Here is a 22,631-nt window from a genome sequence, read left to right as displayed (position 1 = left end):
TCAAAGCAAAGAATAGTAAATCGTTACAGCTACAGCTGGAAAAACCGCGTACATAAAGGGGAATTTAATGTTTTTTTGCTGTTTAAGTTCAAAAATAGTTTCAAATTTATTGAACGCTAATATAGTGAACAGCCAACCTACAAGCTTACGACCCGTAGCTCTCATTTTTCTTTGAATAAGTAGAAGGAAAAGTCCGATTAAGCCTGCCCATAAAATTGCATAAACAAGGGTTTGTATAACAAACATAACGCCCATTATTGCGCCGATAGCCCCAAAAAGTTTGACATCACCTGCCCCCAAAGCCCCAATTACATACAACACAAGTACGATTAGGAACCCTGTACTGGCGCCAATGAGGGAAAATAGCAACCCATCCCAACCATCTGACCATGTGTGGAACAATAGTCCAAATATCGTTCCACACATGGTCAACTTGTTCGGCAGCTTGGAATGACGAACATCAATGACTAAGGCCACCGTTATAAAAATAATAAAAAGACCATGACATACAAAAATAATATTACTCCTCCCTTCTATTTAAGCTCCTACCCAGGCCCGCTCATAAGCCCTTTTTTTCAAAACAATCGTTTGGCTCATAAAAGGGATGGGCAATTTATAGATCAGTTGAGCCTCCATTCCAAAAAACGCCTCACCATCTTGATTCAAACTCGGCAACGTTACGGAGATGACTTTAAAGTTCCTCTTATCAACGATTTTTTCATCACAAAATGCAAAAACAATTGGTGTAAAGACAGCAAGCATACGCGGCTTAACCTGCGTATGATAAAATTCATTCAACTCATCTTGTGCCATGCCTTCGCCAAGCTCCCGCTTCTCTTTTTCCCAGCGTACGAGTTCTAACAGCGAATCGGGTATATAAGCCGCATATTCATTTGCGATTTCCTCTGTACTCGTTACATGATTCCTTGCCGATTGGACCCCATCCACGACAGAATTAAACATCTCTGCCGCACGGCTTTGATCATATTTTGATTGAGCTTCTTGAACTAGTATCCTGACGGGATACAATTGACCCGCAATGGACTTCGTTGCCTCGGATACGCCAGACTGCAACGCCATTTCAACCAAAGCAATTCGAATGAAAAGGACAAGACCTACTACGAAAGCAAGAAACAAAGGGAGAATGAGTGAAGCCTCCAAGACGATGCCGCCTTCTTGCTCTTTATGAAATTTGAGAAGCAAATCCAGGTCCCCTTCCTCAGTACGAAACGACGGCAGCTCGATTCATTTGACAGTGTGTTCCAACAACTTTACATCCTAAAAGTCCAGTCCCATCCAGCAGTTTCATGATTTGAGGAATAAACCATAACCTTATTTCGCTCGTAGCATTCGCTTGGATATAAGCGCTCATTTGACTGAGATCTATACCTGTTTCTAATTCGTGTAGAGCCTGCATGCGGGACATCAACTTGGTATTGTTGCTATGCAGCATTAGGAATAAACGAAGATAGTCTTTATAGGTCAACTTGAGTGCCGATGTGGAGAGTTTTGAGGATAATTCAACAGCTTCCCCTTTCACCAAAGCGTTCATATCAACAAGTGCCTCTGCCGCACCTTGGGCAGCTGCTGCCAGAAAAACGAGTAAAGGGGAGCCTATTTGTAGCAGTTCTTTTTTAGGATCTAATAGCGCTTCGACGGTACGAATCGCTAACCGTAATGAAAACATTTCTGCATAGGCCGAGGACATATTAGCCGCACATGTGGAGAAGCCGTACAACAGATACTCAACCTCTTGATTTACTAAAGCGTGTGTACCTGGATCTGCCAATTCATTCGATAATTTGGGGTTCCCACTTGGATCTTTCTCTAATCCATAGGTTCGAAAGTTAAACTTCGTTAAGGCATATTCATTCACGTATAGTTCATCTCGGAGAACTTCCGCCGCGCTGTTTATTACGCCAAGCATATCCATTGCCCTCATGCTAGCAGGCTCTGCTTTTTCAATGTCATAGGCAACATCATTCCCGATTATCGTATCTTGCGCATTCGCTTGTCGATATTTCTGATAGTAGCCTAAATTACCCTGGATTTTACTATACGCCACAGAATCACCGGATTGCGTCCCCGTTATGTTGCAACCGCCTATCGCTTTCTTTGCCTGATCCATAATCGCTTGGATTTTATTCTTTTGTGTCTGCTTATTCGTCATTGTAGCTTCATTCGTGTCCATTCTGGATTTTTCTATCGGACTTTGTTTGGCATGAAAATCAGTTGCGACTGCTAGGTAGCTGTCATTTACTTGATTGACCTTGCTTGTATTCGCTGATGTATATAAAATGACACTCTCTATGGCGGATCGGAATGACGAGAATAACGCGGCGATACCTGCGATCGACGTTTGATACTGGTAAAAATAATCATCCCCAATTAAAGACACGTGTTGAAAAACAGCATAAGCAGCAGAATTCCCTTGCGTAGATGAACCCGTAACTCCTGTCAGTTTAGAGCGTATCTCATCATTTTTTTGCTTGGCCTGTCGCAACGTTGGCTCAATCTCCTGCTGTAGTTGCTGAATAACTCTTTCATCTGCAGCCACCTGAAGTTTCGTAGCGATGACTAGAGCTGTGTATGTCAGTATTTTCTGAACTAAAGCCTCAAGCTCATTTAGCTTTTGTGAAAGCATGCCGGCCTGCTCCTCAAGCCTACTTTTGGCTTCGACAAGTGATCTGATACTTGCTGCTGCCTCAGGACCTGCTTGTACGAGTGATGATAAAGAAAGGTCCATATTCCTTATGGACGCCGAAAGTGAACGCAAATTCTCTTGAACTTGGCTGATTTCAGCACGAACTTCGTCTACCGTATGAAGGCCGATTTCAGCAGCTAATTTGTCTAATTCAGCCACTCTATTTCTATAATAGCTATGAAAATCAATAGTTTTGTCATAGAGAGTTTCCGAACTCCGCCATGCTTCATCTAGCGAGCCCTCCCGTTGTTCAATCAACTTCTCGATCTCTGCCGCTTCTTTAGCAAATTGAGAACCCGTCTGAAAAGGCTCGCGGACACCGCTCTTTTGAAATTTATCAACAATTTCGAGCGTATATTCAATCGGTGCTTTTATTTTCATATCCTCTAAGAGTTGCCCCTCAAATATGACATGACTAGCAAGCGTATAAACTGGGGTAACGCGCAGCGTTTCATCGACAGCTTTGGTATTAATAAAGTGAACGACAGATTCGGAGACGCCACCAGATAGGTTTTGGACAAAAACATCGTTAAGTAATTTTTCTGATGCCTCCTGAGATAGACCCATACCATAAAGTCCTCTCTTATGCAGTTCAGGATCAAAAGAGGACATCACTGATCTTGCTGCTGCATGTAGGGCAGATTCCGTTTCTTTCTCCGCTACTTTTATTCTTGCAAAATCGATGAGCACAGCTTGAAATAGGAAAATCGGCACAATAATGAGGATCAAATAGACGGAAACTGTACCGTTTTCTGTTCGTAAGAATCGTTTCAATGGCCCCCCTCTTTCTAATTATGAATAACAACTACAATCCCTTTGCGTTCGAGTTCTTTGCGAAAAGAGGCCGTGGGCATCCCTTTGCCGCTGGCATCCTTCTTAAAAAAATGCCAAACGATGCCTTTCACAGTCGGATCATGCTCAAGTAATTCAATATCCTTCGGGAGCTGTTCGGTGCGAAGCTGCACTTCCGTCAAACTATAAAACGCTTGATGACCAATGCCTCTTGCGTCAAGAGCATCAATTTTTCTACTTTTACCAGATATCGTCGTCCGAACAACCTCTGTCCCTCCTACAAGTGATCTCAAGTAGGATGATGCCTGACGTTCCGATTGAATAGTGACGCTTGGACCTGACAAATCGCTTTTGACCGGATCTACCAATGCTGCTTTCGCTTTCCCGGAAGAGATTCTACCTACTAAAGTTGGCAGATAAGTACGAGTCAGATCTGTTGTTCTAATCAGTTCTATCGAATCAATAACATGTACGACTGCTTTACTTTCCGTTTTCGTTGCATGCATCCACCGACTAAGTATGGAAGGCATTATAAAAGATTTGTCCACAGTCACTTCAACTCGATGATCTAATAAATAATTCGTGTAGGATGCTGTTCCAGTAACGCCAGTTGGAAGTAATACCGCGGCTTTAGCTAGTTTCTTCTCGACCAAACCATTGGCTTGATTCGTGGGAAGTGCGACACTCCCACCTGATCTGCCTAGTAATAAGCCAAATAAGTCGCTTACATTGTCTTGCGTCAGACGCCAATACAAACCGTCCGTTTCCTGCGGATTATAACTTCCAGTACTTATATCTTTATGGCTGTTTGTCCAAGTAAAAGCTAACTTTTCTGCGGCTGAGCGAGCTAATTGCCCTACATAAACATGCTGATAGGCAAACATGCCTACAAACAACATTGTCACTGTGCAAATTAATATCACCGGAAATACAAGGGATGCTTCTAACGTGAAGCTACCCGTGTCATTGTGGATGAACTGACGAAGTCGACTACGGCGCACAACTTGTGGTTGGGCTCGGCGCACAAGGTGCAACCGCACTGTTATCCTTCAAGTCAGAGTTGGCATCACCGATCAGCTTCTGGAACCATGAGACGATCCATTTCGATCGTCTATCTGGTTTCTTCGAGTTTTTTATTGCATTTATTGACCACTACGGGACATTTTTGTTTATATATCAATTATTTATGTTATAATATAAAGCTTTTTTTAATTGAAATTATTTTATTAAACTAACACAATAAAAAAAGTAGCATCTTCTCAAAGATGCTACTTCAATAAAACTAGTATTTTATTATGTTTTTATTTCTGATAAACTTCATCGCCACATACTTGGTTAACACCAAACCTGTCATTATCATAACAGTCATCCGAAGAAGAGAAGAAGGAAGCTACGAACACGAAAATTGCTGCTATAACAATGAATGACAATAAGTATACTAATCCATTTGCAGTTTCTTTTATCTGCTCCTGCATTTTAACTGGTTTGTTAAAGTTATCTCCTCTCCATATTTCATATCTTCTGTTAATTTCGCTATCCCATATTTGTTTTCTTGAAAATGTAAACGAAACTGGCTCTAGGTTATTGGTTTCAGATACTAAAAATTGCTTTGGGTATATTGCTTCATATTGCATTTTCTTTGATATTTTTTTATCAATGTTAACTTCAACTTGTATCTCATCGTTCTCTATCGTTGCTAAATAATCATTAGCACCTGACATGTGACCATCCTCAGTAAACACATAAATCTTATTTGCACTTAAGGTACCTATGAATATAGGGATTCTCATATTGTAATTTATGTATAATAAATAGCATAGTTTAATTGACATATCTCTTCCAAGTGAATCAAATACATTAACTAATTTCATTTCCCTGAGTATTGATTCATTCAAGGTGAACACCCTTTGTTTTGTTAATTTGCACATCAGTTACAATAAATCCAGTCTTTCATCTAATTTCTTCAATAACAATTTGACCATTTGGAACGGAATCATCTTGAATTGTAGCAACAATTGAAAGAGCAGGTTTAACATTTTGATTTTCTGATATTTTAAGTAAAATGTCGATTTCAATTGGCTCGAAATTGCCGTATAAATATACAATTTTGTGTGAAGTGTGACCTATAATCTGTGCCATCAATTGAATCAGATCAGATTCAAGCTCAAGCATATCGGTTTTTGACTTTTCAGAACGCACATATGTTATTACATCTTTACCTTCTGGCATTAGTACTGGGAAATCATGTCCGTAAAGAACCATAATGCTGTTGTTAGTCCCTTTATGTAGAACTTGCATGTACTCAGATTTTCTCGCCTTACCTTTAATTAGTGTTAGCATATATTATTCCTCCATGAAGTTAGTTTTTTATTAGGTTAAGTTAATTTTAACTCTAAAAAATGTTTTTGTGGATTTTCAATTAATCTAATAACATTTTCAATTGCTATATATTTTCGTATGTTTGCACCGTCTAATACTTGTATTCCTATGTGGCATAAATAACTGACCCCATCAGATTCGAAAGAAATATCACGAAATATAGTGATTACCAAGTTAATAGCAGCCCAAAGGTCTAGATAATTTCCATTTAAAATTAGATGCTTCTCTTCAATTTCCGCTATTTTTTCTTTAGGGAATTTTGAAGGATAGGCAATGTGCATTGTATTTTCTTTGATATAAAATATTTCATCTTCTTTTTGAGCTGGTTGAGTTGCCATCACACCAATTTTGCAGTAATTATTCTTCCCGTCATTAGTTATCCATGAAACATAAACTTCACTATTCTCTACCCCAAATTTATGTTCTGGAGTTTCTATTATAATTTGTCTAGCCGCCTCAAGTAACCTTGCCTTTATATCAATTGCTCCAGAAATAGGAAATGCCATAAAATCTTTATAGCGTTCTAGAAAAGTAGAGAAACCTACACCAGCCACAAAACCAAGTGGAATAGGTAACGATCTTAGTTTAATAATATCGTCTCGATATTCATTAGTGTTAAAGGTTAATCGTGTGTCGGTAGCAACGATTGAGTAATTGTTAGATAAGTAGTTAATTACAACTGTCATGAATAAAAATTCAACTCATTTCCAAATAAAATCTAAATTCAAAAAATTCTTACTAAATAGTTATCATTTTTGTGTCGAGATGAAGTGGATTAATCCCGCAAAGACAAGAAAAAAGCCGATCGCCGCGAAGAACCACAATAAGACTTTACCAATGATTTTCAATACTTACATCCTGCCCTTCAAAATTATTTGGGTATTATAGACTATATTACATGCGCCAAAGGATAGAAGGCAATACAAATATTTCCTGTAAAACTAAGTGTGCTATATATGCTGAGCCTTTAAATTTCAACGTAAAAAGCACCATCCAAAGATGGTACTTCTTATAAAACTTCTCTTTTATTGATCTAACGTTATTGATTAGTTCAATATAATTGTGTTAATCCTTTTGCAAGTTTTTATGTTTGCTCTCTATTCCTCTTCATCATCATCTTCATTCATATCTGATTCCAATTCAGCGAAAACTTGCTCCTTATACATATCTGCTAATGATAAAGACCATATTGTCTGACCGATCTCATATAATAAAGGTGAATGAATCCCAGAGCTTGAGTCTATTTCAATTGAAATTCCTGACTCATCATTATCAGGTGAAGGCCATAAATCTTCCCATTTCCGATAAGCAATATTTCTTTTTCTGTTTTTTAATCCGTCGTCATTACCAAGTTCAGTCGACTCCTGAAAAATAAAGAAATATTCTAGAAATGTAAGTATTGCATCGACTATCCCCAATGGCTTCAGCCATTCTAGTGGTATGTCTTCATAATCGTATCCTAAATAATGAAAATTTACTAACACCTGTGCAAAGTAAATATTTTTATCAAATTGATGATAATCAGGATTCAGTAATTTCTGAGTAGCCCTATGTCCATCATGAAAACGATTTTTTTTCTGATTTGTTTGCCCAACATAAAATAAAATCTCATGTTCAACTTCCACTTTTGTTTCGGGTGGTTCGGCGGATGGGTCTGGTGGACTATTCAAGGTTATTAAATAGATAGGGCAAAAGTTCTTTACATATTCCTTAGAATTACGAAACCTGTAATCAACAAATTGCGTGTGAATATCCTGATACCATTGACTAATCTTTTTATTGTGAAGATCCCATAAATCTTTGAAGTGGTGTCTAACTATTAATTTATAATTAAGAATTTTAAAATCATCTGTGTATGCATCGTAATCCCCTTCCCTTTCTATTTCTGGAATAACAAGATCATCCGCTTTAAATTTATCCAATCGAGCCTTAATATCCAATAAATTCACCTCTAATATTATTTATACACTTGTTAGTTTAATAAATGAAATCCATGTTTTATTGTGATATAGCGTTTACCTTTAGTGAATAAATCTCATACCCTGAAATGTCCAATATAGAAACAACATCAATTAGCAAAATCTTAATCTCATCAAACTTCTTGCTCTTTCTTACAGTTTCAAATCTTACTTTAATAGAATTGTCCTTCATTTCAACTTCTATAAGCTTAAATGGCTTTATGTACTTGTCCTCTCCATAAGTCCAGTATTCCATAAAAGAAGGAAGCATTTGAATATCTACCTCCTCAAACGGTTTGTTCACAACTAATTCTATCTCGAATATAGTTCCTTTTGTATGTTCAAATGTAGGCGTAGTATAATAACGATCAATTCCTACCCATGCGAAACGCTCAAAATCAAATTCAAAATCGTCAGAACTCATTAGCATATTCCCCCTTTCAATTTCTATCAAATTGCTCTTTTAGTAGATATCCTCCAGCTTTACATTTATTCTCTTTAGCTGTTGTTGTAAATTATAAACATCTGGTTTCTTGGTTCTTGATGAAAACCAAGGTGCGCCTAATTTTACCCATTGAATTCTATATTCCACTATTGTTAAAGGCTCAGCTATTGCAGCATCATCAAAACCAGATTGAAAACCACAGCACGGGCAAATATTAAACATTGGTTCACCATTAGGTGTATATTGAGGCATGTTTAAATCATCGTAACCACAAATTAAACAAGTGTACATTTAATGCCCCCTACTATAAAATCGTGCTTTCATGAGATCTAATCTGGCATTCTTAATAACGTCTCTTTTACTGCCTTTAGTCCTTTTTCATCTTTGAGTAATTCAATTGGTTTATTATTATCTAAAATAGGAACATTTTTATATAGCCAAACCGAAGCATACTCCCTTTCCCTGAAGTACAAAACCTCCTTAATATCTTCGGGGATAATTTGGTCATCAAGATTATTTAGATTTGCATTCCTACTCTTCTTACTAAAATCCACAAAGTTTCTCCATGTTCTTTCGTTAAATGATTTAGCAAAGATTTCTATACTCAATTGGAACCCTCCAATAAAATCATTCTTTCATCAAAATACCGCAGTATTACTAATTTCCATTTCCTTCAAGTAATTATACAACAAAAAAGCCAGCTATTGGCTGGCTCAACGCTAACATTAATCGATTATTTCTTCGTTTTTAAATCTTCTTAGAATCTTTGTGAGAGCTGAGTGCAAAAACTCTGCGTCTTCAAAGGTGAATCCCATTGAAACACCATTTTCTTCTACTTCTTCATTTTCTTTAATCTCATTAGTAATTCTTAAATGAAAAATTGTATTTTCAGGATTTTTCTTAAATCGCCTATATACTTCAATAAAAGGTAAACTTAACGCTAACTTAAACTTTTCATCTTCATCGTTCAAGATAGTAATTGATTCCGAAGTCTCAATGCGTTCATAATTTGGCATAAATGAGCTACCTCCATAAAATTAAAGTTATTACGATTTAGTTCTGTTTAATATGTGGAATATCCTTCCATTCCAACATTTTTATTTTTTATAAAATTGGAAATGAATACATTAGATTCACACTACTCTTTTAAAAATATTTTCTTTCGTTTTGACAACGCAAAATTCTCTCAAGAAAAATCCATCTTCAACTTTTATTTCATCTTCAGAATAACTTATGATTTTCCCTTTATAATCGCAAAAATCTTTGATCCACACTTCAATATTTATCTCATTTAGAATGCAGCAATTGAGTTGGCTATCGGTTGTTATTATAATCGGTTTCTTTTGCATCTTATCTCCTTCTAGCTTTATTAGTAGTTATTATAAACTCACAAAAATTTTACTCTAGTTTAAATGCTTGCTTTTCCTCAATTACTCTATTAATTTTATAATTTCCATCTACTGGTATTAAATAATAGGTATAATAATTGGCGTTATCTTTCCAATATTCCACTACGTGAATAATTATCTTATTATCCTTTTCTTCTAACTTTGCCTCTGGATATGATATATCAATCCCAATGAAATCAATTAACTTATTTCCGTTAAATTCTTTTTTCATTTCCCATTCTTTTTCTAATATATTTTTTGATTTATATTTTAATTGTGTTTTATAGAATTCTTTAGTAATTAACTCCAAGTATTCTGTAACATTCGACTTATTAGGGTCTGTTCTAAGTGAATAATAGTTATTTATCGTATCTAACGCACTTTTTTGTTCTGGCAAAACAGGTTGAGATTCATACTTCCCATAAATTGGATTTACAGCAACACTGAATGTCTCGATCTTTTTAATTTTAACATTAGGGATTAGATCTAATGAATTAGTCTTTGGATTCAAACCTACAAAGAAATCTTTTGATATATCAACTTTCAAATAAAAATCCACACCAGAATCTGTATAAATATTAACACCTTTATATTTACCTTCATTATTTTTAATATCATTAAACTTCGCAACTTGAGTAAGATAACCTTGGTAAAAAATATGAATAGTAGCACAAGTAAACGATCCAATAATAGCGATATATAAGAGGATTTTAAAGATAAACTTGATAACATTAACTGACAATAAACCTCCCGATTTCCTTTCTGAATAGTTCTTACCATATTTTATAAGAAAGGTAGTTAATGTAATAGAAAATGTTAATATTCCATTAAAATATACATTCTGGTTTTGTAGTTGATTAGAAGAAAAATCTACTAATTTCCTTAGATAAAGTAATTCGCAAAGCAAAGAAGCAAATGGTACTAAACAAAGAAGTAAAATAATAATAAAATAATACTTTTTATAAATTACCAAAATCTTTGTGTTTTTTAGCCATTTAGCATATAGCAAGTTCAATAATAATAAAAATAAACTGAATATATAAAAAGATACAATAATTGTAATCAGCGAGAACACGAGGAAATACAACCCATTTACTAAGTACAATTGGATTGACAGTGGAATTACACCAAATGGTACGTTTGTGACATTAAACGATGCATCAAACGGTAGTAACATTCCAAGAGTAAATATAAAACCTATATAAAATACTGAACCTGATATAAACCATTTATTTTCAAGTATTAATTTTAAAATGTCTAGAAATTTATTCTTCTTCACTATTTTTTCTCTGTTTCTAAATATTCGCATAAGAAGTTCCCCCTCTGAATAACTGACCCTTTAAATGATCTGATGGTACATTTAGCGAGCCATCAAATGTTTATTTTACTCACAATAAAATTTCTAACCAGAATTTAGAATCATATGATTTGTTTTCTCCTTTCCAAACAAAAAAGCACGCACTTAATCCGAAAGGAGTAAGTAGTGCTTCTACTTTTTGTTAATTTGATTATACAAATAATAACATAATATGACAATTTATATCAACGATAACTTTAGTAATCCAGTTTTTAATAGACATCTGTATAAAACATTATATTTTGTGCACATGTTGTTGGCACTTTTAATATGTATCATATAGCAATTTGAAGTAATGCTGCGAAAATAGAAGTAATTCCTTTTTCAAATTGATACGAACAGAACTGTTTTTTCTAATTGTTCCACGGTAGTTAAATCGGCTGTCACCGCGGAATATAAATGAAAAACATACTTGAGTTTTGTTAGGGAGATTTCAGATTCTCCCTCAACTTCTCAGGCGAAGGAATTTCAATTGCAAACATTATTTTTCATTGATTCTTAAGTTTGCTTGATGAATGAATCTGATTAAGTCATCCATCTTCTGATTTAAATCTAATACTGAATAATCTGTATTTTTAGTTGTTACTCTTTTCGCTACACTTATTTTATCAATAGAAATTAATTTACCATTTTTCTGAATTGTACTTACAACATTAAAAACACCATATTGTGGATGAAGAATATTATCACCATGCACTTCGGAAATTGAGTTCATAAGAGTACTTTCATCAACATAGTTTTCTATTTCTTTACCTTTTGTTATCCATACACAATAACCATTCTTGTTAAACTCGTCGATTATTCTCTTCTTAGTTGCATTAATATGAGATTGCGGGGATTTCTTGTCACTGTCCATGATAATTGCAGCAAAGCGATTAATTCTTCCTAGTTTAATGAACTCATCTATTTCATCATCTTCAACAGTTAAATGATTAAGTAATCTACCACCATAGAACATAATGCTAAAGTGTATACCCTCTTTTAATGACTTGTCTTTATCCTTTATCCATTTTTTTACGTATACCCTATCAGAAGGCCCCTCTACCCAAATAACACAATTTGATTGTAAGATGTCACTTGCTTTATATCCTAAATCGTTTAATATATGATTTTTCTCAAGGATAGTTGATACTAACGTAACATTAGATTTCCCCGCATTCATTTGGCAATGATATATGTTAATGTCATCATTATCAAATACTGCATTTGAGTGAGTTGTTAAAAGATACTGATTATTGGTGTAATTCACAATATAATCAATGAATTTCCTTTGTAATTCTGGATGAAGATATACCTCAGGTTCTTCAATGCATACTATAGAATTTTCTATTAATGTTGCAGCGGCAGCAAGAATAATGACCTGATGGATACCAGTACCTAATGAATCCAGTGGTAATCTTCTATTATCCATAACAATATATATTTGATCAGCAGTATAAGGAATTTCTATTTTCGCATCTTCTCGATTGAGTAACTCTCTAACGAAATTGCATATTTCGTCAAATCTTTCTCTGTCTTTTTCATTTCCCAAAGTTGGTTCCTTTAATTGATTTAATTTTTTTATTAAACCAACTCCATTAATATCCCAATTATCATCATTACTGACTGAAATCGACCTATAACTTTCAATACTCTCAACAACAAATGAGATTAGATGTAAAATATCAAAATGTCCACAAATTGCTGTTAATTGGGATTCTCTGGTGCCGCCAGTAAGATGCATCTTATTAAGAATTTGATCATAATTTTGTTTATACCCATTTGAAATCATATCTTTATAGTAATTAATATTTGAGAGAACTGGGGTTGGATTGTTCAGGTCATTAATTTCAAAAGAAATCCATATCTCTTCTGCCCACTCAGGTATTTTCTCTTCCAACCTTGGAAAGAACTTTGAAATATGTTCGTATATATGTCCTGTGTGACTTGAATTTTTTTTTATTTGAAATGAAAATTCTAAAGGTTTATTTTCATTTCCCATGTGTGAGTCAATAAATTTATTGAATAATGTCTTTTTCTCGTGTTGTTTTTTTAGTTGACATATCTGACTTAATTTATTAGTAAATCTTGATAAGTTAGACTTACCAGAATTATTCTTTCCAATTATTGAATTAACCTTGCCCAAATCCTTAATATACTGTTTTTCTTCCCCAAAGCTTCTGAAATTTGATAATGCGAAACCATCAATCCCCATTTAATATCCCCCTATAATTTAAAACCACAGTTCATGAAAATATAATTTTGAATATCAAAAAAATTTCTGTTAAATGTAACTTTATTATTCAACAAAATGCATCAAATACCTCCAAAAAACACAAAAAGCAACTTAAACCTAAAACCTATTTGAAACCTATTTAGTCTATTATCCATTTTCTGAATATGATTGCTATCGCTACTAGCACTGCTACAATCAATAAGATTTCTAACGTACCTAATCCGTCTTCCTCTTTCCACACACGCTTAAAAATATCCAATCCTATTTTCATTTCAACATTCATCTCCTATTCGTTCATCATGAGTAACGCAGGTGCTGCCACGATCACCATCACCACAACAAAAATTAACACCATCGGGAATACAAGTTTAGAAGATGCTTCCTCTCCTAGCGTTCGCGATACACTCTTTCTCCGCTGCCATAGCTCCAGCGAAAGTGAATGCAGTGAAACGACAAAGTCATTGCCACCTCTTCTAGCGTTTAGACCCAGCGTAGATGCAAATATAGACACTTCGTGTAAGGCGCAACGCTTACTGAAATCCTCTAGTACTTTGGTGAAGGAGATATTCATCTCCAATTCATGTACAGCGACAAGCAGCTCTTTGAAAAGCGGGGAATCCGACATATTCGGTTTTGCATGAACACAACGTATCCAAGCCCGGTTGACGGTTTCGCCAGCATTTACTAAGAGCACGATTGTGCTCAAAAATTCTGGTAGTTCAAGGATCATCCTTTGCTGTTTTTTGCGTATTTTTGTATCCAAATCACGTACCATCATCATTGGTGTACCTATGGCTGCAACCACGCCAAAAGCTAATAACGAACTATCATCACCTGCTAGAATGGCAAGTACGGTAACGACGAATAGACACACCATAGAAGCCGATATAAGTTCTGCCATAAACCATTTACTGCCTTGCGAAGACAAGTTTCTCCCATACAAGGTCATACATTTATGATGGATTTTTGAAGTAAACTCCGGGAACCTCTCTAACAATTGGAGCTTATCGATCACATAGTAGCTTGATGGAAAGAGTATTTTCATTCGTATGGGGAACGTTTGTATGTGGAGCTGTCCTCCGTATTTCCTCCGTGCGGTCACTTGTAATAACAGACAAATCACAATCTGCGCCAAGCCAAATAGCCATATCCACATCCTACACCTTGATATTCATTATTTTTTGAGTAAGTACATAACAAGCGCCAAGTAGTAACAAGCAAACCGTCATGATGAGAATTCCGCTCCCACGATAAAGTGGAACCATATAATCAGGCGAGGAAAAAGCCAATACAGCAACAATGAGGATTGGAGCAACAACAAGAACTCTCGACTCAAAACGCTTTTGAGCAACCATGACCGAAATTTCCTGGGTTATTTCTAACTTCTCCGCAATGACGGTTGCTGTACGTTTCATCACCTCAACTAAATTGCCTCCCGTGCGCTTACAGGTCAGAAAAACATCGGTGAAACTCAGAACATCTTCCAAGTGACTGCGATCTGCAAAATGTTTAAGTGCTGCTTCGATCGGTTCGCCATTTTCGACCTTCCGGCAAATCAAGCCAAACTCAACAACAATTAAACAAGCGGGGTCAGGATAGAGCAGCTTCAAATCCTCCCATGCTTCTCGAAATGCCGATTCAATGGATTTCCCCACCGTCATAGAGGAAGAAAGACAGCTGAGCGCCTGCTTAAATTGCACATAAAGCATATTTTTGCGTTTTTGGATTAATTGCTGCCGACGATAGCGAGGAAACAGTAAGCCTGTTGATGATAAAGCGGCAGCGAGGATAACATTTTGATAGAAAATATAACCTATCATGAATGCCGGTAAAGCTAGCATGAGTATGGCTGCTATTCTCTCTTTGGAGGACAAGTGATACTGGTTATAATCGATGAATACTACCGTGGGGATAGTCGGTGGCTTGTGTTTTGAGGAACCTTCACTTCGTTTTCGAGGGTATTTTCGTCTGTCAAGATAGTGCAGAAAGAGCCAACTTGCGCCTCCCATGAAGACAAGCAGCAACCACACGCTCATCCTTCATCACCTCCTACACTGTGAACAAACCAACGAGGCAGCTGCTTGCCTGCCATTTGAAGCTTGTACATATTCGCAAGTGTTTGACCTGTATATCGGAGTGTTCCAAGGAGCTTACCTTCTGGCGACTCTCCGCTCTCTTCGAAGAGAAAAAGTGGTTGCAGCTGGACTTCGCCATCCTTGATTCCAACAACTTGGTGGATCTCTGTCACTTTGCGTGAACGATCTCGCATCCGTGAAATATGTACAATGACATCAAGTGCTGAGGCAATCTGCTTTCGTATGACTTCAATGGGGAGCGGAGCGGCACTAAGTACCATCGTCTCCAATCTACTGAGCATATCCTGGGAGGTGTTCGCGTGGCCGGTACTTAAGGAACCATCATGCCCCGTGTTCATTGCAGCCAGCATATCTAGAGCTTCAGCTCCACGCACCTCGCCAACAATAATTCGATTAGGGCGCATCCGTAGGGAAGACCGAATTAATTCTCGCATCGTGATCGCTCCCTTTCCTTCCGTGTTCGCATTTCTCGTTTCTAGTCGGACTAAATTGGGTACAGTTTGGATTTGAAGCTCTGCTGAATCTTCGATTGTAATCACACGTTCATGTTCAGGAATCCATGCGCTCAGGGCATTAAGAAACGTCGTTTTACCTGAACCCGTTCCGCCGCCAACGAATATATTGAATCCCGCTTCAACCATCATCCGAAGCATCTCCGCAGCCTCACTAGAAATACTTTCCATACGAATCAAATCCGACATATCCAGTGGATTTTCAGGAAATTTACGAATCGTTAAAGTTGGACCACTTAGAGAAGCAGGTGGAAGCACGATATTGACACGCGAACCGTCTTTCAACCTTGCATCCACAATAGGTGTGGCCTGGTTAACTATTCGATTCACTTTGGACACAATCATTTGAATTAAATCTTCAAGCTTCTCTACACTTTCTAGTTCATAGGGGTAACGTTCAACAGCACCCATGCGTTCGAAGAAAATACAGCAGTGACCATTCACCATTATCTCCGTTACCGTTGGATCGTCAATTAAAGGCTGGAGAATATCTAAGCCCCGAAAGCTATCGAATAAACGCTTAACACCGACATGCATATCACTCGAAGTCCAGCTATGCACGCTCGCTGCACGGAATATCGTTTCTTCGATATGCACCAGCAACTGCGCATCACTAACTTCATGTGTAAGATCAAGATTTTCTTTAATCTCCTGTTTTAACTCGTTAAACAGCCCTTGATTCAAGATAAGATTGAGCTCCTTCCTTGGAAATCCCCTCAGTCTCATTACTTACAGCTTGCAGCATGACATATACCTGTTCGGAAAATATATCCGATTGCCAGATTTGTTCTGCCGAACTCATTACCTTCCAATCAGGAATATAGGGAAGTTTGAACGTTAATTCTTTTCCGAGAAAATCGAAAGAATTGATTTGAGTCCCCCTAAAGCTTGTCATGACAAAATGGACTTGAGGAAATGCACTCATTTGTTTGAATAGTGTTTGGGTTCGAAAAGCATCATTCCAATCATCTCGAATAAGCCAAATGATCGCGTCGCTAAGCTCTAAGCTTTTGACGATTCTCGGATGAACGGACGTCTCGAGATCCACGATTAGGGTATCGTATACTGACAGATCTATTATGGATGCAATGAGTTTTCTCACTTGCTCACCACTCATTTCTTGCATCTCCCGCACTTGCTCAAGTGGTGTCAAATAATCGAACCTTCGCGTGGCATCATGTGATTTTAAATGCGCCAACTTCGGTCCTATGGACTCCGCTGAATCTTTCAAATAATAGAGAAGCTGTGATAATCGCCCTGATTCGCCCTGCAACCACTGAGAAGCCGGGCTCGTTGACTCCAAACTCAGATACAAGACACGTTCACCACGAAATGCCAGTTGTTTCGCCATATGCACAGCCGTGATCGATTTACCGGAATTTCCACTGCTGCTATACACCGACATCACACGTGTACGATTGGATTGTGTTCGACCAGAGACAGTTGATGATCTCTCCGTGTATAGGGCTTGAATATGTGAGATCAACTCGTGCAGCGGCTGAAAACGGAATAAGAAAGGATGAACAGTTTCTGCCGAATCGGAATTTCTGATATGTTGACTCAAAAATATTTTACTCAATGACGTACGTTGATGCTGCAATAACGGATAAAATGCATCAGATATTAATAGCACACCCTTGAGGTTCGGTTCCTCTACTACCTGCAAGAGAAGCTCAACTTGCGAGAACAACTTTACTTGCACACGTTCAGCGAACTCCGTCGCCCGAATGAATATGGCTAATCTTTCGGCATAAACCATGTCGTCATCTAAGACAAATAGTTGAAGCTTCTTCATTTCAGCACCTCCCCTTACCAATTATCACTATCCAGCGAACTTCGCATAAAAACCATTGCCAATGAGCACACAGCTCATAATCGCGAGTACGATTGCTATTTGTGTTTTCGTTTCCAGCCTCATCCTTCCCCTCCTGTCCCCTTTGGAAAAGCAAAAAAGCACGCGCTGACGATAGAGATTATTTCTCTACAATCAGCGGTGCTTCCGCTTGTCTGATTTTCAATTATCCAAATTGTACCACAAATCCCTAATAAATCAATCCCTTTATTCCCAAGGATATTTCATCGTGAAAAAACTAGCGAGCTTCTTACTTTCCACACGGCGGATACGTCTCATCTCAGCGCGATTCGGAGCAGACTCGTGTAGCTTCTTCTCTTCTTCCGTTTCAGGGATAACATCCGGCACTTCCACGGGTACCTTATTTTCATCTAATGCAACAAAAGTTAGGAAAGAAGTCGCTGCAATTTTTCTAGCGCCTGATTTCAAATCCTCGGTTACAACCTTAACAAATACCTCCATCGAGCTTTTTCCTGTCCAAGTCACGAAAGACTCTAAACAGACAGAATCCGAAGTGTGAATTGGTGACAAAAAGTCAACAGAGTCCGTAGATGCCGTCACAACGGATCTCCGACAATGCTTATGAGCCGCTATAGAAGCGATGTCATCAATATAAGACATTAGTTTTCCGCCAAAAAGCGTATTATGATTATTTACATCCGTTGGAAAAATACGTGATGTTTTGAAGCATCTAGATTCTCTGGAAAATCGCTTCTCCATGTGTGTTTCCCCCTCTTTATCTCATGCAAAATATGACTCATCATATCACACTTTTGGCTGGATTTGGTTATAACTTATCCCACGTGTGTAATATAGTAATACAAGCTCATTCATAAATAGGAGGTGTTTGCATATGTTTACGTTTATCATCGTGTTCTTGATTACATATGCGCTATTTTCGATTTCAGGCGTATTGTTCCCAACAGATCTGGCCTACTACGCCACTCTGAAAAAACCAAGTTGGAATCCGCCAGCCAAGTTATTCGGTATCGCTTGGGCGATCTTATATGCATTAATTTCTGCATCTGTCGCTATTGTCTACACGAAAACCGATGGATTTCAAGAAGTGGCGAACTCATATGTATTGATATTATTGATCAATTACGTGGCTAACCAGGCCTTCACCTTTTTCGAATTTAAATTAAAGAACTTGCGATTAGCTTTTCTTGATACGGCTATAGTGGCGATAACGACGTTTTTGTTAATTTACGCAACGATTCCTTATTCCAAGCTTGCAGCATGGCTACTCGTACCTTATTTATTATGGTCTTGTTTTGCTACCCTACTAGCATGGACAATTTATCAGTTAAATAAAAACACTAATCGCGCTTACTGAAACGGGAGAATATCGATTTCTTGGTTTGTAGTGAGAATTGATTGAGGCTTTCTTCCGGGAGAATCTCGCTGAGGAATGGTTTTAATGCTTCGTAAAAAACGTTCAAGTATTGCGGCTGATCTTGTATGCAATCCCCTTTCCACACAGCTTGCATGACTTCAGATCTTGCAATTAGGGGTATTGTACACAACGGTTTAGACGGAAATGAGTCTTGCCACTCCGATCGAAAACGCGGTGGTAACTCACCAGTTGCGATGAAATGCACTTTCTTCCCACGCTGTTGATAGGATGCGAATTGCTCTATTCGCTTGCGCGAACGGGGTCGATCACATTTACCAGGCAAGCTATCCACGATGACGATAATTTCATCTGCACTATAACAAAGTTCCTGTACAGATGGATGCTCCCACTGAGTCGAAACATCCCAAAGGATGATCGGCTTTTTGAGCATGTGCAGAAGCTTAAATGCATGAGAAGCCTGCCATGCACCTTGAAAACCATCAGGATTAATAGGTGCCCAAGTTGTAAACCCGTTGATCCATGGCGTTGTAAATGTAGAAGATGGGTCACATATATGATCAGAGGGAAACATATAGGGGCTTGGTGCATGGCGATCACCATACAACAACATATATAGATCAGGTTCTATCGTCGGCTGTTCAACTAGCGCATTGGGGATTTGGAGGGCATGCAATATTCTGGCCAGCGTAATTGCAGTGAATGTCGCGCCTACACCTGCGAATAACCCGCCTATGATAATTAATTTATCGGACGTATTCGCTCGGTGTGAGTTGGCTTGGAGCCCAGATTCGGTAACATGCAGATCAGCTTCGGGGGATAAGGAACGAAGTCTTAGCTTCACTTCCATTGCGGTTTGACAGCGGTTCTGAGGTTGATCTTGCAGGAGAAAATGAATCGTTGTGCGCAAGGTTTCAGGGATATCTTCTCTCTGTAGTTCCAGAGGCTTTGCCTTGCTATATACATAATGACCGCCAGACAACAAGTAATATAACATAGAGCCAAGCGTATAAAGATCCGTTCGAGCATCTGTTTGCAGCCCTAGATATTGTTCCGGTGCAGCAAACCCTATCGTTCCCATTTGCATGGTATCGGAGGTTTGTCCTTGTTTAAATTGTCTAGCTACTCCAAAGTCAATTAATCGGACTTGATTATGTTGGTTAATCATGACGTTGGATGGCTTAAGATCGCGGTAAATGATGGGCCGGGGCTGAAATGTGTGTAAGTAGTGGAAGATATCAAGTAACTGAAAAGCAATTTGAACGATTAGCTTAATCGGCAATTCACGGTGATTCTTTTCGAACAAATCTTGTAGTGTTGGACCCTCAATATAGTCCATGACAAGGTATCCATTTCCACCCTCGGTAATAAAATAATCCACTAACTGTGGGAGTTGCGCATGCCCTAGCTTGGCCAGCATTTCTGCTTCTTCCAAGAAAGCAGTCTCATCGGAACCCACGCACACAACCTCTTTTACTGCCCAGCGCTTACCCTTTAACTTCTTATCCCTCGCGAGATACACCTGACTCATGCCACCTTGTCCGAGCATGGACAGGAGTTCGTATCTCCCTCCTACAATTGACCCTTGCCATTGTGGTTTAGACTTCACAATTAGTAAAAACCCCCTCTTATATCCAAGTCATAATGCTCTTGATTATAAGGGAGGGCTATTGGAAAATCTAGCTATTTTCCGTTTTTTATATTTTCTGCAAATAAAGTGTCAACTCTTCCCGATTATGAAACAACTGCTTCGCCTTCAAGAGGAAAAGCGAATCTTCGAAAATGTGCAGAATATCGCGAACCGTTTGGAACGGTTTTTTATGCATAAGCTTTACGGTAACGATCGCTGTTCCGCCACTTTGCAAAGAAAAAAGCAAATCCGACACAAGACGCCCCATTTGCCGCGGATCCCAGCTCATGTCGCAGACAAGTAAATCAAACTCATTTTCTCGCAGCTTTACATCATTAGCATTTTTCTTCAGGAAGGTCAGCAATGGATTGCCAAGTAGCCGTGGGTTCATCGCAGCCGGGTCAATCGCTGTAACTTTCAGCCCACGCTCTAGCAGTAAAGACGTCCATCCACCAGGCGCAGCTCCAATATCAATCGCTTTACGAGCGACACTGAAATCGATTCCGAACCGTTGCTCCGCTTCCAAAAGCTTAAATTTGGCACGTGAAATTTGATCCTCTTCTTTCATGAAACGGATCGCTCCACCAGACCAATCTGATAAGTTTTCACTTGGTTTTGAAATACCGACGTAGACCTTTTTGGCACTTATGTACACGGAAATAATATGGTCTGCATAACGGACAACCGGTTCTCCGCCACATTCCGAAGTGAGGATCTCATCTATGGCTGCCTTAATAGCAAAAGGTGCATAAGGAACATCAGCCCGCTCCTCTTTTCGAATTTGCGTGGCAATTTTCTCGCCGTAACCGAATAAACCAGCGGCATAGGATTCACGAAGCCAAGCTGTCAAATGTGCAATGTCAGCATCCGTGCGGGTAAGCTCCCATTCTTGATGAACAGGTTGAACATGTCTTAGAAAGATGGGTTCATTCTCTTGCAGGGTAGAAATGGCATCTGTCGTATCTTCAGGTACTTGGAAATAAAACACTTCTGTCGGTACCAGTAACGTAAATTTGGTAAGTGGAAATAACTTACGCAGTTCATCTTGCGCATATTGTGCGAACCCATGATTCGAGGTTCCAATATAGGTCGTTAATTGTGTCATAGCCGCATCCTTTGAGTAATCTACATTCGTTTTCACTAACTTACTACATAAACCTATTTGTCCTCAATAACCTTGATCCATGGACGATCTTGGAACCATTCCAAGGCAACATGGATTCCGAAAGCTTTATGAATATTCTCAGGTGTCAGAACATCTTCCTTGCGTCCAGAGGCAATTAATTCACCTTGCTCGATTATCGCAACATGCGTAAATAAAGGCATGATTTCTTCGATGTGATGAGTGACATAGACAACTGTTACATCTTGTTTACTAAGTTCATTGACGTCAGATAAAAACCGCTCACGCTCAAACAAATCCAATCCCGCAGCAGGCTCATCCATAACGAGAATCGCTGGCTTACTCATTAAGGATCTTGCAAGCATAACTTTTTTACGTTCCCCTTGTGAAAGGCTTCCCAATGGTTGGTCTGCCAAATGTGGAATACGTACACGAGTCAGCATTTCCAGCGCCCGGTCTTTCACTTCCTGTGGAATTTCTTGATAGAATCGCAAATAAGCATATTCACCTGTTGCAACGACCTCAAGCACTGGATCAATTAAGCTTAATTTTTCGAAAAGAGATTGCGAAATATAGCCAATTTTCTTACGAACTTCCCGTACATCACATTGACCGTAGCGGTTTCCGAGTACATCGACTGTGCCACGGCTTGGAAATTCATAGCCATTCATCATTTCAAGAAGCGTTGTTTTGCCAGAGCCATTTCGGCCCAGCAATACCCAGTGTTCACCGGATTCGATATGTACATTCACATCGTTTAAAATATGGCGTTCTCCACGTATAAAATGAATATCGGATAAATGGATCATAAGTTCTTTTCCTTTCA

Annotated in this window: 25 protein-coding genes; 1 reads left to right on the top strand and 24 read right to left on the bottom strand. The window is 38.2% G+C overall.

All coding sequences use genetic code 11. The features are described 5' to 3' along the window. The 21 genes from HQN88_RS30670 to HQN88_RS30570 all read right to left on the bottom strand — a co-directional run bounded on the left by HQN88_RS30670 (position 1) and on the right by HQN88_RS30570 (position 18,418). Complete coding sequence (locus HQN88_RS30670; protein ID WP_337995166.1) at positions 1-489, bottom strand: A24 family peptidase; 489 nt, start codon at positions 487-489, stop codon at positions 1-3. A 48-nt stretch (positions 490-537) separates the two neighbouring features. Continuing rightward, a complete protein-coding gene (locus HQN88_RS30665; protein ID WP_173119438.1) occupies positions 538-1,203 on the bottom strand; it encodes a TadE family protein in 666 nt (221 codons plus the stop codon). Between the two features lie 16 nt (positions 1,204-1,219). Continuing rightward, positions 1,220-3,478, bottom strand: coding sequence for a hypothetical protein (locus HQN88_RS30660; protein WP_173119436.1), 2,259 nt, complete (start codon positions 3,476-3,478; stop codon positions 1,220-1,222). 14 nt (positions 3,479-3,492) lie between these two features. Further along, complete coding sequence (locus tag HQN88_RS30655) at positions 3,493-4,521, bottom strand: TadE/TadG family type IV pilus assembly protein (protein ID WP_173119434.1); 1,029 nt, start codon at positions 4,519-4,521, stop codon at positions 3,493-3,495. A 276-nt stretch (positions 4,522-4,797) separates the two neighbouring features. Beyond that, positions 4,798-5,391 carry a hypothetical protein gene (locus HQN88_RS30650; protein ID WP_173119432.1) on the bottom strand — a complete coding sequence of 198 codons (594 nt, stop codon included), beginning with the start codon at positions 5,389-5,391 and terminating at the stop codon, positions 4,798-4,800. A 55-nt stretch (positions 5,392-5,446) separates the two neighbouring features. Further along, on the bottom strand, positions 5,447-5,836 hold the full coding sequence (locus HQN88_RS30645; RefSeq protein ID WP_173119430.1) for a hypothetical protein: 390 nt from the start codon (positions 5,834-5,836) through the stop codon (positions 5,447-5,449). A gap of 35 nt (positions 5,837-5,871) precedes the next feature. Next, the gene (locus tag HQN88_RS30640) at positions 5,872-6,561 is read right to left on the bottom strand and encodes a hypothetical protein (protein ID WP_173119428.1); all 690 of its coding nucleotides are present in this window, start codon (positions 6,559-6,561) and stop codon (positions 5,872-5,874) included. Between the two features lie 411 nt (positions 6,562-6,972). After that, positions 6,973-7,815: a hypothetical protein gene (locus tag HQN88_RS30635; RefSeq protein ID WP_173119426.1), complete on the bottom strand. Its 843-nt coding sequence runs from the start codon at positions 7,813-7,815 to the stop codon at positions 6,973-6,975. 58 nt (positions 7,816-7,873) lie between these two features. Then, entirely contained in the window at positions 7,874-8,257 is a 384-nt protein-coding gene (locus HQN88_RS30630) for a hypothetical protein (protein WP_173119424.1), read from the bottom strand. A 39-nt stretch (positions 8,258-8,296) separates the two neighbouring features. After that, positions 8,297-8,569 carry a hypothetical protein gene (locus HQN88_RS30625; protein WP_173119422.1) on the bottom strand — a complete coding sequence of 91 codons (273 nt, stop codon included), beginning with the start codon at positions 8,567-8,569 and terminating at the stop codon, positions 8,297-8,299. Positions 8,570-8,607: 38 nt separating this feature from the next. Beyond that, positions 8,608-8,886 (bottom strand): antitoxin Xre/MbcA/ParS toxin-binding domain-containing protein, encoded by a 279-nt coding sequence (locus tag HQN88_RS30620; protein WP_173119420.1) that lies wholly within the window; start codon positions 8,884-8,886, stop codon positions 8,608-8,610. A gap of 117 nt (positions 8,887-9,003) precedes the next feature. After that, complete coding sequence (locus HQN88_RS30615) at positions 9,004-9,294, bottom strand: hypothetical protein (RefSeq protein ID WP_173119417.1); 291 nt, start codon at positions 9,292-9,294, stop codon at positions 9,004-9,006. Between the two features lie 117 nt (positions 9,295-9,411). Then, entirely contained in the window at positions 9,412-9,627 is a 216-nt protein-coding gene (locus HQN88_RS30610; protein WP_173119415.1) for a hypothetical protein, read from the bottom strand. Between the two features lie 49 nt (positions 9,628-9,676). Next, on the bottom strand, positions 9,677-10,975 hold the full coding sequence (locus HQN88_RS30605; protein WP_173119413.1) for a hypothetical protein: 1,299 nt from the start codon (positions 10,973-10,975) through the stop codon (positions 9,677-9,679). Between the two features lie 529 nt (positions 10,976-11,504). Then, entirely contained in the window at positions 11,505-13,217 is a 1,713-nt protein-coding gene (locus HQN88_RS30600; protein WP_173119411.1) for an AAA family ATPase, read from the bottom strand. Between the two features lie 160 nt (positions 13,218-13,377). After that, positions 13,378-13,509, bottom strand: coding sequence for a Flp1 family type IVb pilin (locus tag HQN88_RS30595; protein ID WP_173119409.1), 132 nt, complete (start codon positions 13,507-13,509; stop codon positions 13,378-13,380). A gap of 15 nt (positions 13,510-13,524) precedes the next feature. Beyond that, positions 13,525-14,139: a hypothetical protein gene (locus tag HQN88_RS30590; RefSeq protein WP_173119407.1), complete on the bottom strand. Its 615-nt coding sequence runs from the start codon at positions 14,137-14,139 to the stop codon at positions 13,525-13,527. 256 nt (positions 14,140-14,395) lie between these two features. After that, positions 14,396-15,274: a type II secretion system F family protein gene (locus HQN88_RS30585; RefSeq protein ID WP_173119405.1), complete on the bottom strand. Its 879-nt coding sequence runs from the start codon at positions 15,272-15,274 to the stop codon at positions 14,396-14,398. Continuing rightward, the gene (locus HQN88_RS30580) at positions 15,271-16,530 is read right to left on the bottom strand and encodes a TadA family conjugal transfer-associated ATPase (RefSeq protein WP_173119403.1); all 1,260 of its coding nucleotides are present in this window, start codon (positions 16,528-16,530) and stop codon (positions 15,271-15,273) included. The genes HQN88_RS30585 and HQN88_RS30580 overlap by 4 nt, the downstream gene beginning before the upstream one ends. After that, a complete protein-coding gene (locus tag HQN88_RS30575) occupies positions 16,511-17,641 on the bottom strand; it encodes a P-loop NTPase family protein (protein WP_173119401.1) in 1,131 nt (376 codons plus the stop codon). The genes HQN88_RS30580 and HQN88_RS30575 overlap by 20 nt, the downstream gene beginning before the upstream one ends. Positions 17,642-17,905: 264 nt before the next feature. Beyond that, the gene (locus HQN88_RS30570) at positions 17,906-18,418 is read right to left on the bottom strand and encodes an acyl-CoA thioesterase (RefSeq protein WP_173119399.1); all 513 of its coding nucleotides are present in this window, start codon (positions 18,416-18,418) and stop codon (positions 17,906-17,908) included. A 133-nt stretch (positions 18,419-18,551) separates the two neighbouring features. Here HQN88_RS30570 and HQN88_RS30565 point away from each other — a divergent pair, with 133 nt between their 5' ends. After that, a complete protein-coding gene (locus HQN88_RS30565; protein WP_173119397.1) occupies positions 18,552-19,034 on the top strand; it encodes a TspO/MBR family protein in 483 nt (160 codons plus the stop codon). On the opposite strand, the gene HQN88_RS30560 is transcribed toward HQN88_RS30565, so the two are convergent. The 3 genes from HQN88_RS30560 to HQN88_RS30550 all read right to left on the bottom strand — a co-directional run bounded on the left by HQN88_RS30560 (position 19,018) and on the right by HQN88_RS30550 (position 22,614). Beyond that, positions 19,018-20,661, bottom strand: a complete 1,644-nt coding sequence (locus HQN88_RS30560; protein ID WP_173119395.1) for a serine/threonine protein kinase — start codon at positions 20,659-20,661, stop codon at positions 19,018-19,020. The two genes, HQN88_RS30565 and HQN88_RS30560, sit on opposite strands and share 17 nt — an antisense overlap. 88 nt (positions 20,662-20,749) lie before the next feature. Then, positions 20,750-21,787, bottom strand: a complete 1,038-nt coding sequence (locus HQN88_RS30555) for an SAM-dependent methyltransferase (RefSeq protein ID WP_173119393.1) — start codon at positions 21,785-21,787, stop codon at positions 20,750-20,752. 53 nt (positions 21,788-21,840) lie between these two features. Continuing rightward, positions 21,841-22,614 (bottom strand): ABC transporter ATP-binding protein, encoded by a 774-nt coding sequence (locus HQN88_RS30550; protein WP_173119391.1) that lies wholly within the window; start codon positions 22,612-22,614, stop codon positions 21,841-21,843. Positions 22,615-22,631: the final 17 nt, after the last annotated feature.

This window comes from Paenibacillus qinlingensis (assembly GCF_013204845.1).
Taxonomy (GTDB): domain Bacteria; phylum Bacillota; class Bacilli; order Paenibacillales; family NBRC-103111; genus Paenibacillus_E; species Paenibacillus_E qinlingensis.
This window is presented reverse-complemented; position numbering and strand designations above follow the sequence as displayed.

Bases quoted from the DNA above. Each gene is read 5' to 3' on its own strand.
- HQN88_RS30570 (WP_173119399.1), bottom strand. From the start codon at position 18,418: ATGGAGAAGCGATTTTCCAGAGAATCTAGATGCTTCAAAACATCACGT.
- HQN88_RS30555 (WP_173119393.1), bottom strand. From the start codon at position 21,787: ATGACACAATTAACGACCTATATTGGAACCTCGAATCATGGGTTCGCA.
- HQN88_RS30595 (WP_173119409.1), bottom strand. From the start codon at position 13,509: ATGAAAATAGGATTGGATATTTTTAAGCGTGTGTGGAAAGAGGAAGAC.
- HQN88_RS30645 (WP_173119430.1), bottom strand. From the start codon at position 5,836: ATGCTAACACTAATTAAAGGTAAGGCGAGAAAATCTGAGTACATGCAA.
- HQN88_RS30640 (WP_173119428.1), bottom strand. From the start codon at position 6,561: ATGACAGTTGTAATTAACTACTTATCTAACAATTACTCAATCGTTGCT.
- HQN88_RS30565 (WP_173119397.1), top strand. From the start codon at position 18,552: ATGTTTACGTTTATCATCGTGTTCTTGATTACATATGCGCTATTTTCG.
- HQN88_RS30605 (WP_173119413.1), bottom strand. From the start codon at position 10,975: ATGCGAATATTTAGAAACAGAGAAAAAATAGTGAAGAAGAATAAATTT.
- HQN88_RS30630 (WP_173119424.1), bottom strand. From the start codon at position 8,257: ATGAGTTCTGACGATTTTGAATTTGATTTTGAGCGTTTCGCATGGGTA.
- HQN88_RS30590 (WP_173119407.1), bottom strand. From the start codon at position 14,139: ATGGCAGAACTTATATCGGCTTCTATGGTGTGTCTATTCGTCGTTACC.
- HQN88_RS30610 (WP_173119415.1), bottom strand. From the start codon at position 9,627: ATGCAAAAGAAACCGATTATAATAACAACCGATAGCCAACTCAATTGC.
- HQN88_RS30585 (WP_173119405.1), bottom strand. From the start codon at position 15,274: ATGAGCGTGTGGTTGCTGCTTGTCTTCATGGGAGGCGCAAGTTGGCTC.
- HQN88_RS30550 (WP_173119391.1), bottom strand. From the start codon at position 22,614: ATGATCCATTTATCCGATATTCATTTTATACGTGGAGAACGCCATATT.
- HQN88_RS30625 (WP_173119422.1), bottom strand. From the start codon at position 8,569: ATGTACACTTGTTTAATTTGTGGTTACGATGATTTAAACATGCCTCAA.
- HQN88_RS30575 (WP_173119401.1), bottom strand. From the start codon at position 17,641: ATGAAGAAGCTTCAACTATTTGTCTTAGATGACGACATGGTTTATGCC.
- HQN88_RS30615 (WP_173119417.1), bottom strand. From the start codon at position 9,294: ATGCCAAATTATGAACGCATTGAGACTTCGGAATCAATTACTATCTTG.
- HQN88_RS30600 (WP_173119411.1), bottom strand. From the start codon at position 13,217: ATGGGGATTGATGGTTTCGCATTATCAAATTTCAGAAGCTTTGGGGAA.